General features: G+C 41.1%; 8 protein-coding genes and 1 rRNA gene. All 9 read left to right on the top strand.

Annotated features, from left to right (window positions below; translation table 11 throughout):
- A partial coding sequence (locus tag cpu_RS09670) for a saccharopine dehydrogenase NADP-binding domain-containing protein (RefSeq protein ID WP_439951475.1) occupies nucleotides 1-692 on the top strand: 692 nt, incomplete at its 5' end.
- Between the two features lie 155 nt (nucleotides 693-847).
- Nucleotides 848-1,321: a transcription elongation factor GreA gene (gene greA / locus cpu_RS09665; RefSeq protein ID WP_075859803.1), complete on the top strand. Its 474-nt coding sequence runs from the start codon at nucleotides 848-850 to the stop codon at nucleotides 1,319-1,321.
- A gap of 12 nt (nucleotides 1,322-1,333) precedes the next feature.
- Nucleotides 1,334-2,800 (top strand): lysine--tRNA ligase, encoded by a 1,467-nt coding sequence (lysS, locus tag cpu_RS09660; RefSeq protein ID WP_075859802.1) that lies wholly within the window; start codon nucleotides 1,334-1,336, stop codon nucleotides 2,798-2,800.
- Nucleotides 2,801-2,989: 189 nt separating this feature from the next.
- Nucleotides 2,990-4,615 carry a peptide ABC transporter substrate-binding protein gene (locus tag cpu_RS09655; RefSeq protein WP_075859801.1) on the top strand — a complete coding sequence of 542 codons (1,626 nt, stop codon included), beginning with the start codon at nucleotides 2,990-2,992 and terminating at the stop codon, nucleotides 4,613-4,615.
- Nucleotides 4,616-4,732: 117 nt separating this feature from the next.
- Complete coding sequence (locus cpu_RS09650; protein WP_075859800.1) at nucleotides 4,733-5,662, top strand: ABC transporter permease; 930 nt, start codon at nucleotides 4,733-4,735, stop codon at nucleotides 5,660-5,662.
- Between the two features lie 3 nt (nucleotides 5,663-5,665).
- Entirely contained in the window at nucleotides 5,666-6,580 is a 915-nt protein-coding gene (locus cpu_RS09645) for an ABC transporter permease (protein ID WP_075859799.1), read from the top strand.
- An 11-nt stretch (nucleotides 6,581-6,591) separates the two neighbouring features.
- The gene (locus cpu_RS09640; RefSeq protein ID WP_075859798.1) at nucleotides 6,592-7,596 is read left to right on the top strand and encodes an ABC transporter ATP-binding protein; all 1,005 of its coding nucleotides are present in this window, start codon (nucleotides 6,592-6,594) and stop codon (nucleotides 7,594-7,596) included.
- Nucleotides 7,597-8,559 (top strand): ABC transporter ATP-binding protein, encoded by a 963-nt coding sequence (locus cpu_RS09635; protein ID WP_075859797.1) that lies wholly within the window; start codon nucleotides 7,597-7,599, stop codon nucleotides 8,557-8,559.
- A gap of 327 nt (nucleotides 8,560-8,886) precedes the next feature.
- Nucleotides 8,887-8,971: ribosomal RNA gene (locus cpu_RS09630) — 16S ribosomal RNA — on the top strand; the annotation flags it as partial.

The following is an 8,971-nucleotide window of genomic DNA, read 5'->3' as shown; positions in this document are numbered from 1 at the left end:
CCGCTTTAGAAGGGACAAAAAAAGCTGCTGCCATCATGGGGCATGATTTAAAAACCGCCAATGTGGTGGTAATTGGGGCCGCGGGTTCGATAGGAAAAGTAGCTGCCCGGTTTATGGCCAAAGAGGTAAAAAACCTTACTTTAGTAGGCCGAAATCTAGCCAAACTTGAACCGGTAGCTGATCTAATTTTAAAAGAGTCAGGGCTTGCAGTTACCATTACCGATGATGTGAAAAAAAGTTTAAAAGAAGCCGATGTTGTAATAACTGTTACAAGTTCAGTGGATACTATTATCGAACCGGAAGATTTAAAACCCGGAGCGGTAGTATGTGACGTCTCCCGCCCCCGGGATGTATCTAAAGAAGTGGCTAGACTTAGAGACGATGTTCTTGTGATTGAAGGGGGAGTTGTAGAGGTCCCGGGAGATGTGGAATTTGGTTTAAATTTTGGTTTTCCCCCTAAAACTTCGTATGCTTGTATGGCGGAAACGATGATCTTAACTTTAGAAGGAAGGTTTGAGAACTTTTCTTTAGGCCGGGATATGGAGCTAGAAAAAGTGGAAGAGATTAACCGGCTTGCCCAAAAGCATGGTTTTAAAGTTGGAGGCTTTAGAAGCTTTGAGAGGGCAGTAACCGTTGAAGAAATAGAAAAAATTAGAAAAAATGCTATCAAAAAGACGGTTTTTGCCACATAAAATTCCTTGACAAGGAATAACTCGTCTTTTATAATTAACTGCGTTTAAAGAATAAAGCACTGCTGAATTCAGCAGTGCTTTCGGTATAATTTGCGGGGATTAGAAAGGTAACAAAAATACCTAATCTCTTAAGGAAATAAAAAGGAGAGAGAAAGATGAAAGAAAAAGAAGTTATCTTAACCCGGGAAGGGCTTAAAAAATTAGAACAGGAATTAGAAGAATTAAAATCCGTTAAAAGACGTGAAGTCGCTGAGAGAATTAAACAGGCTATTGAATTTGGAGATATTAGCGAAAACTCCGAGTATGAGGATGCGAAAAATGCTCAGGCTTTTATTGAGGGCCGGATTATTACTTTAGAAAAAATGCTAAGAAACGCCAAGATTATTGAGAATGAGCAACAAAAAGATGTGGTAACTCTGGGGTCGCGGGTAGTTTTAAAGGATTTGGAATATGGTGATGTGGAAGAATATTATATCGTTGGCTCGGCGGAAGCTGACCCTTCAGCGAATAAAATTTCCAATGAATCACCGGTAGGCAGTGCAATTTTAGGCCAGAAAAAAGGTACAGTGGTAGAAGTAAAAGTGCCAGCGGGCATTTTAAAATACGAGATCGTAGATATTTTAGATTAAGGGGGAGCCAAATTGGAACACCAGGAACTAAATGAACTTATTAAGGTACGCCGGGAAAAACTTTTTGAGCTTCGGGAAATGGGAGTTGAACCGTATGGTGGCAAATTTGAGCGAACCCATGTCGCGAAAGAAATTCTGGATAACTTTGGAGAATTAGCAGAAAAAACTGTAAAAATTGCCGGGCGAATAATAGCTAAAAGAGGACATGGCAAAGCTTCTTTTGCTCATATTCAAGACATGTCAGGAAAAATTCAAATTTATGCCAGGCAAAATGAATTAGGCAATGAAGCTTACAAAATATTTGAGAAACTCGACATTGGAGATATTATAGGTGTTACCGGGCATGTGTTTAAAACTCAAAAAGGAGAAATTACCGTTTGGATTTCGAGCTTTGAAATTTTGGCAAAATCTTTAAGACCTCTACCAGAAAAGTGGCATGGCCTTACCGATGTGGAGCTTCGTTATCGCCAAAGATATGTCGATTTAATAGTAAACCCGGAAGTCAGGGAAACTTTTATTTTACGAAGCCGTATTATAAAAACTATTCGGGAGTTTTTAGACAAAAAAGGCTTTTTAGAAGTAGAAACTCCAATGATGCATCCCATTGCCGGTGGAGCGGCTGCTCGTCCCTTTATTACCCATCACAATGCTTTGGATATGGATTTATATTTAAGAATTGCGCCGGAATTATACTTAAAGAGACTTTTAGTGGGTGGCTTTGAAAAGGTTTATGAAATAAATAGAAACTTTAGAAACGAAGGGATATCTACCAAGCATAACCCGGAATTTACCATGATGGAGCTGTACCAGGCGTATGCCGATTATTATGATATGATGGATATAACCGAAGAATTAATCACCTATGTGGCGGAAAAAGTACTGGGAACTTTGGAAATAAGTTATCAAGGAACTCCAATTAATTTAGTAAGGCCGTGGAAAAGGGTACCAATGTTAAAGGCAATTGAAGAGGCAACGGGTGTAGATTTTTCCAGCTACAAAAATCCGGAGGTAGCTTATAAAAAAGCCCAAGGACTGGGAGTGCCAGTAGAAGAAGGTATGAATTGGGGCGAAATTATTACAGCTGTCTTTGAAGAAAAAGTTGAGCCGACCCTTATCAACCCAACTTTTGTTATTGATTACCCTGTAGAAGTATCACCCCTTGCTAAACGACAAAAGGAAAATCCTGACTTAACCTATCGCTTTGAGCTTTTTATTTACGGTCGAGAAATGGCCAATGCCTTTTCCGAGTTAAACGATCCCATTGACCAGAAAGAGCGGTTTTTAAAGCAGTTAGAAGCCCGGGCCCGGGGGGATGAAGAAGCTCATATGATGGATGAAGATTATATAACGGCCTTAGAGTATGGCATGCCTCCAGCGGGAGGACTGGGAATTGGCATTGACCGGCTTGTCATGCTTTTAACCGATAAAGCATCAATTCGGGATGTGCTCCTTTTCCCACTGATGCGCCCACGGGAGTAACCAGGGTGCGGTAGCGCCCTGCGTAACTTAATATTGAAAAAATTTAAAATATAGAGTATATTATGAATAAAATATTTTGTATACACAAGATTTCGGCAGGAATGTACGAAATCCTGTCGAATTTACTATATTGTTACCTGGGGGCATAAATTAAAAAAATTCAAAAAAATTCAAAGGAGGTTGTGTGCATTGAGAAAAAGAAACGGTTTACTGGCACTCTTGGCTGTAGTGCTAAGCTTCTCTTTGGTTTTCACCGGCTGTGCCAAGAAGACCGAAGAGAATAAGACTGGGGAAAATAAAACCCCGCAAGTTATTAAATATGTTTTAGGGGCTGACCCGGAAACTCTGGATCCTGGTAAGATGACCGGGGCGCCTGAAGGGACAATTGCCAATGAGGTTTTTGAGGGATTAACCCGTTATGACAAAGATGGGAAAATTGCACCCGGTATTGCGGAAAGCTGGGAAGTTTCCCAGGATGGAAAAACTTATACTTTCCATTTAAGGGATGCCAAGTGGAGTGACGGAACCCCGGTAACAGCTAATGACTTTAAGTATGCTTGGCTTCGGGCTTTATCTCCCGAGTTAGCTTCGGAGTACGCATACCAGCTTTATTACATTAAAGGTGCTGAAGAATACAACAGCGGTAAGGGTAAAGCTGAAGATGTAGGCATTACTGTTGTGGATGACAAAACACTAAAGGTTGAGCTCAAAGAACCTGCCCCCCAGTTCTTAGGTTTGACTGCTTTCCAAACCCTTATGCCCTTAAAGAAAGAAGCTGTTGAAGCTAATCCGGATTTTAAGGTTGGAAATGGCAAAAAAATAATTGGTAATGGTCCTTTTGTTATTGATAGTTATACCTCAAAAGATAAAATAGTCCTTAAGAAAAACCCCAATTATTGGGATGCTTCCAGTGTTAAATTAGATGAACTTGATTTTTATTTAATTGATGATGCTAAAACTGCTTTAACCATGTTTGAAAACGGTGAAGTCGATATGATCAGTGATATACCTACTGAAGATATGCCGCGGTTAAAGCAAGAAGGTAAATTAAAAGTATTTCCGCAATTGGCAACTTATTTCTATCGTTTTAATACTACCAAAAAGCCCTTTAATGATCCGCGAGTAAGAAAAGCTTTTGCGATGGCTATTGATCGGCAAGCGTTAATTGATACCATTCTTCAAGCTGAGCAAAAGCCGGCATATGCGTTTGTTCCTTATGGCATTCTTGATGCAAACGGCAAAGATTTTCGGGAAAATGGTGGGAATGCTTACTTTAAGGAAGATGTAGCCGAAGCCAAGAAGCTTTTAGCTGAAGCCGGCTATCCTGATGGTAAAGGCTTTCCAACGGTAACTATACTGTTTAACACTTCCGAAGGACATAAGAAAATTGCTGAAGCAATTCAGCAGATGTGGAAGAAGAACCTTGGTGTAAATGTTAAAATTCTAAACCAGGAGTGGCAAGTATATCTTGATAGCCAACGCAAGTTAAAATATGATATATGTCGGGCTGGTTGGATTGCTGACTATAGTGATCCAATGACCTTCATAGATATGTTTGTAACCAACGGTGGCAACAATGAAACTGGCTGGAGCAATAAAAAGTACGATGAATTAGTGAAAAAAGCCAAGTCCACCAACGACCAAGCAGTTCGTATGCAAGCAATGCATGATGCTGAAAAGATTTTAATGGATGAAATGCCAATAATGCCGATTTACTTCTATACTAATCCTGAATTAATAAGTGACAAACTCCAGGATGTGATAGTTCCTTCCTTTGGTGTAGAAGCTGAATTTAAGTGGGCTAGTGTGAAGTAGTTAGGTATTAAAATAGGTAGTATGGGGAAGGGGGTATATGCGGAATTTACGCATATACCTTTTTCCCTGTTAATAGAGGTTTGTAGCAAATATTGGACAAAGAAATGAGGTGGAGTCATGGGCCGTTTTTTACTGCAGCGTTTAGCGTATATGATAGTGGCTTTGCTTTTAATTATTACTTTTACTTTTATCCTAATGCACGTGGTTCCAGGCGGTCCCTTCGCTAGCGAAAAGCAACTTCCTGAATCGGTGATGAAAAACCTGAATGAAAAGTTCCATTTAAAAGATCCTTTATGGCTACAGTATCTTAAGTATTTAGCCCAATTAGCCAAAGGAGATCTTGGAGTTTCTTTTAAATATGAAGGGCGTACAGTTAATGAGTTTATAAAAAATGGATTTCCGGTTTCAGCAACTTTAGGGGCTGTAGCGGTATTAATAGCGTTGATTGTTGGTATATCATTAGGCATTATTTCAGCCCTCCATCAAAACAAATGGCAGGATTATTTAGCCATGATCATAGCTACTATAGGCTTTTCAGTACCAAGCTTTATCATGGCTTCTCTGTTAATGTACTTTTTTGCCTATAAAATAAAACTTTTTCCAACGGCAATGTGGGGTACTCCGGCGCATGTTGTACTTCCATCTGTAGCTCTAGCTACTTTGCCCACAGCGTTTATTTCGCGCTTGGTGCGCTCTAATATGATTGAAGTGTTGCAGCAGGACTACATTAAAACTGCCCGGGCGAAAGGAATGAGTGAACGGGTAGTTATTTATAAGCATGCTCTAAAAAATGCTATTTTACCGGTGGTTACTTATTTGGGTCCACTAATTGCAGGGATATTTACCGGAAGCTTCGTGGTCGAGAAAATTTTTGCTATTCCAGGAATAGGACGGGATTTTGTACTTTCAATTGTTAACCGGGATTATGGCTTAATCTTAGGCCTGACCATTTTTTATGCGGCATTTTTAATGTTTATGAACCTTTTAGTTGACCTTTCCTACGCCTTAATTGACCCGAGAATTAAACTTACCCGGAAGGAGGGCTAAGACGTGGAAATCACCAAAGAACTTTTAACACCCCTTGAAAAGTCTGGCTTTGAAGCGGAAGCTATTGGCAAACCTAGAACTACTTACTGGCAGGATGTGCGTAGAAATTTTCGTAAAAACAAGTTAGCAATGGTAGGTTTAGTAGTAATCATTATCTTAGTTATTATGGCAGCTATAGGTCCTTATCTTTCGGGTCATACCTATGATGAACAAAACTATAAGATGGTGAATCAACCCCCTAATAGTCAATACTGGTTTGGAACCGACTCTCTTGGGCGAGACCTGTTTACCAGGATCTGGTACGGAGCCAGGATTTCGCTGGAAGTGGGTATTGTTACGGCGGTTTTAGTATTTTTAATAGGCGTATTGTATGGTGGTATTTCCGGTTATTTTGGCGGAATAGTGGACGAAATAATGATGAGGATTGTGGAGATACTCTCCAGTATTCCTTTTCTTTTGTGGGTAATTCTTTTAATGGTAGTCATGGAACCAGGTTTAAAGACTATTTTTATAGCTCTTGGAGCGGTTTACTGGCTGAACATGGCGCGGATGGTTAGAGGACAAGTATTATCTTTAAAAGAGCAAGAATATGTTTTAGCGGCGAAAGTACTGGGGGCTAGTCCCTTACGCATATTAGTGCGCCATATAATACCGAACACCATGGGCCCGATTATTGTTGCCATGACTTTAATGATTCCTGAAGCTATCTTTACTGAAGCCTGGCTTAGCTTTTTAGGCTTAGGAGTTTCTGCTCCAATGGCCAGTTGGGGTAGTCTTGCCAGCGATGGTGTGCAGGCTATCACTGCTTATCCATGGCAGCTGTTCTTCCCGGCGCTCTTTATTAGCATAACCATGCTGGCCTTTAACTTTGTGGGAGACGGGTTAAGAGATGCACTAGACCCGCGGGCCAGGAGATAGGAGGTTTTAACGTGGCAAACATTTTAGAAGTAAAAGACCTTAGAGTAAACTTTAAAACCTATGCCGGTGATGTTCAAGCTGTCCGCGGTGTGACCTTTAGTGTAAAAAAAGGTGAAGTTGTCGCAATTGTAGGGGAGTCGGGATGTGGAAAATCTGTTACAGCTCACACGATAATGAAGTTAATCCCTACTCCTCCGGGAAAAATTGTGAGCGGGCAAATTTTGTTTAATGGTGAAGACCTGGTACCCAAAACTCAGGAGCAAATGGCGAAAATCCGGGGAAAAGAGATTGGGATGGTTTCCCAGGATCCGATGACCTCTTTGAATCCTACTCTTACCATTGGTACTCAATTAGGTGAGGTGCTGCGGGTTCACCAGGGATTAAAAGGTGAAGCTGCAAAAGAGCGGATGATTGAACTATTAAAAATGGTAGGAATTAACCAGCCGGAAAAGCGATTAAAGCAATATCCCCACGAGTTTTCTGGTGGTATGCGCCAAAGGGTATTAATTGCCATTGCTCTTGCTTGCAATCCACAGCTCTTAATTGCGGACGAGCCTACCACCGCTTTAGATGTTACCATTCAGGCCCAGATTTTGGAGCTTTTAAAAGAGCTGCAAAATAAGCTGCATATGTCGGTCATCATCATAACCCACGATTTAGGTGTTGTAGCAGGTTTTTCCGAACGGGTTGTGGTCATGTATGCTGGAAAAGTGGTGGAAGAAGGAAGTACCGAAGAAATTTTTTATAATGCTAAGCATTCCTATACCTGGGGGCTCTTGAAATCGGTTCCACGTTTGGACCAAGACCGGTCAATCCCTCTGGTTCCGATTACCGGAAGGCCACCGGATTTAATAAATCCCCCTAAAGGCTGTGCTTTTTGGCCTCGTTGTGAACACGCAATGAAAATTTGTGCAATGTACGAACCACAGGAAATCGAAGTTGCTCCTGGTCACCGGGTTAGCTGTTGGCTGAATGCCGAAGAAGTAAAAAAGCTTAAAGCAAAGGCGGTGGACTAATTGAACGAAAATATTATAGAAGCAAAAAACCTTTCTAAATATTTTAATTTAGGACACGGCCAAATTTTAAAGGCGGTAGACCGGGTTAATTTTACTATAAAAAAAGGTGAAACCCTAGGACTTGTTGGAGAGTCCGGATGCGGAAAAACAACTCTGGGTAGGGTGCTGGCAAGACTTTACGAGCCTACATCAGGAACATTGGTATATGCTGGTAAAGATATTTCTAAGATGAATAAAGGAGAAAAATACGGACTTCACCGCAAAATTCAGATGATTTTTCAAGACCCCTATGCGTCGCTAAATCCCCGGATGACGATAGGCGAAATTATTGCTGAGCCTATTGATATTCACCGACTAGCATCGGGTGCAGCGCGAAACCGCAGGGTAATTGAGCTTTTAGAACTGGTGGGTTTAAACGAGGAACATGCCAACCGTTTTCCTCACGAGCTTTCCGGGGGGCAAAGACAGAGAATTGGTGTGGCGCGGGCTTTGGCAGTACAGCCGGAGTTCATTGTTTTAGATGAGCCTACTTCTGCGTTAGACGTATCTATTCGAGCGCAGGTTATTAATTTATTGGAAGATTTAAGAAAGAAATTTAAGTTAACTTATCTTTTTATCTCCCACGATCTTTCTACTGTACGTTATTTAAGCGATCGGATTGCGGTTATGTATCTTGGACGAATAGTAGAAATTACCGAAAGCCGAAAGCTTTATGAAAATCCATTACACCCGTATACAAGAGCACTACTTTCGGCAGTGCCTATTGCCGATCCAAATATAGAAGCTACTCGTCAGAGAATAATATTAAAAGGAGATGTACCAAGCCCAATTAATCCGCCGGAGGGTTGTCGGTTTGCCTCCCGTTGTAACTTTGCTGATGACCGCTGCCGGAAGGAAACTCCTGAACTTTTGGAAGTCGAAGACGGACATTTAGTGTCCTGCTTTAAACCTGGAGTTAAATAATTGTAATACAGATATACTGGAAGAAAAAAACAGCAAAAAAAATTAAAAAATCCTCTTGCTAAGCAAAAAAGGATATGTTATATTAATAACCGTCGGTGATGCGCCGACAAAAGAAAAATCTTGACAGAGTAAAAAAGCTGTGTTAAGATTATAATCCCAAAGCATGTTCTTTGAAAACAGAACAACGGCAAGCGGACCGTACTCGAGAAGGGGTACGGAAGCAAAAAATAAGGAGAAGCTTGGATTAACCTTTCATAGGACCGAGCCTACGGAAGTAGGTTTAGATAACGGGGTTCCCAAAAAGTCGTAAGATTTTTTGTGGGGATATAAATGGAGGGTTTGATCCTGGCTCAGGACGAACGCTGGCGGCGTGCCTAACACATGCAAGTCGAGCGGGGGGAGTCGTAGAGCT

This window comes from Carboxydothermus pertinax, assembly GCF_001950255.1.
In the GTDB taxonomy this organism is placed as follows: Bacteria; Bacillota; Z-2901; order Carboxydothermales; family Carboxydothermaceae; genus Carboxydothermus; species Carboxydothermus pertinax.
This window is presented reverse-complemented; position numbering and strand designations above follow the sequence as displayed.

Excerpts from the sequence above, each read along its gene's own strand:
- greA (WP_075859803.1), top strand. The coding sequence starts at position 848 with ATGAAAGAAAAAGAAGTTATCTTAACCCGGGAAGGGCTTAAAAAATTA.
- cpu_RS09650 (WP_075859800.1), top strand. The coding sequence starts at position 4,733 with ATGGGCCGTTTTTTACTGCAGCGTTTAGCGTATATGATAGTGGCTTTG.